We start from the raw sequence: 1344 nt of genomic DNA on the forward strand, positions 1-1344 counted from the left end.
GATCTATTGGCGTCGAGCGCGGAGGCGATGATGCTGCTCCCGCAAGACCGGAGTTAGCCCATCAGCGAAGTGGCAGCACGCCTCAGTTTTATCGGACAAAGGGCAAGGGTCCGATGGCATCAGTGCAACCCGGAAATGAAATAGCTCCAAGCGGTGGCCGGTATTATACAGGTGCTCCTGGAAGTGCTGTTTCAAGCGTTCGTGGAAAGATTGCTACGACCAGTCTGGGAGGAACATCTGATGACGACTATGTTTGTTAGACACACGGTTTCCGACTACAAGACCTGGCGGAAAGTTTACGACGATTTTGCTCCGGTTCAGAAGGCGAAGGGCGTAACAGCCGAGGCTGTCTACCGAGCAGTCGAAAATCCCAATGACATCACAGTAACTCACGAGTTTGCCACGATTGAAGCTGCGCAAGCCTTCGCGCAGAGTGCTGAATTGAAGAATGCCATGCAGAATGCGGGAGTGTCGCAAGCTCCAACGATTTGGTTCACCAACAAGGCGTGAAGTATCGATCCCGGCCAAGTGCCGGGATTTTTTTTGCTGTGGTGGTACCATGTCGCCTGTTGGCCCATTGAGACATGCCGGGGCGGTCTGACGATATCCGTTCACAGGGATAGACCGCTAGAGAACGGCACGCGGCCAAAGTGACGCGATTGACCCTGGCCGTGTAAAAATGCAAAAGATCGAAACGCGACGAGAATGACATTCTGGCCTTGCGGGCCCGCCGCCCTAGAATTGCGCCGATCAGGATGGGCGAAATGCAGTATGTTTGCGACGCGCCGAAGGGTAAGACCTGGTTCCGTATCGAGACGGAAGGTGAAGCGGCGCAAGAGTCGCGCCTGATGCGCCACACAGTCGAGAAATATTTCTGCCGCGAGCGAGAGAAGGCAGTCCAATCCTGGCGTCCGGAGCAGCCCAACGCGATCGAGCGCGACATCGGCCTCGAGGCCCATGTACAGCGAGAGATGCCGCTTTTCCTCACGTTGCGTGACAGGGAGGGTAATCCACTGGCTACAGCGATGCTGCCGCCGGGTGGCAAGGATGGCGGCGGGTTCCGGATCATCATCGTTGCCGCATGCAATGCCGATCCTTATCCTGAGCAGGATGCGGCCATCGCTGCGCTAGGAGCGCATTTCGGTCTCACACTCGATCGCCACCGCTGCTTCCCCTACGGCCGCTAAGGAGCCTGACAAGTATCGCTGCTTGGAGCGAAGTCGGCTCATGTCCCGTTGCGGACCTGCGCCGGCCTGCTACCTAGTCGTCCGTGAACAAGGCACTAAGCGATTGAGCAGGAGTCAGTTTTCCGGTTGCGGCGGCATTTGAGATTGCAGGGATTGG

2 protein-coding genes are annotated in these 1344 nt (G+C 57.1%); both read left to right on the forward strand.

Annotation, left to right across the window (positions count from 1 at the left end; genetic code table 11):
• Positions 1-240 precede the first annotated feature (240 nt).
• Positions 241-510 carry an antibiotic biosynthesis monooxygenase gene (locus IVB32_RS17800; protein ID WP_247371372.1) on the forward strand — a complete coding sequence of 90 codons (270 nt, stop codon included), beginning with the start codon at positions 241-243 and terminating at the stop codon, positions 508-510.
• 209 nt (positions 511-719) lie between these two features.
• Complete coding sequence (locus IVB32_RS17805; RefSeq protein ID WP_247410844.1) at positions 720-1187, forward strand: hypothetical protein; 468 nt, start codon at positions 720-722, stop codon at positions 1185-1187.
• The last annotated feature ends 157 nt before the right edge of the window (positions 1188-1344 follow it).

It is taken from the genome of Bradyrhizobium sp. 23 (assembly GCF_023073295.1).
GTDB classification, from domain to species: domain Bacteria; phylum Pseudomonadota; class Alphaproteobacteria; order Rhizobiales; family Xanthobacteraceae; genus Bradyrhizobium; species Bradyrhizobium canariense_D.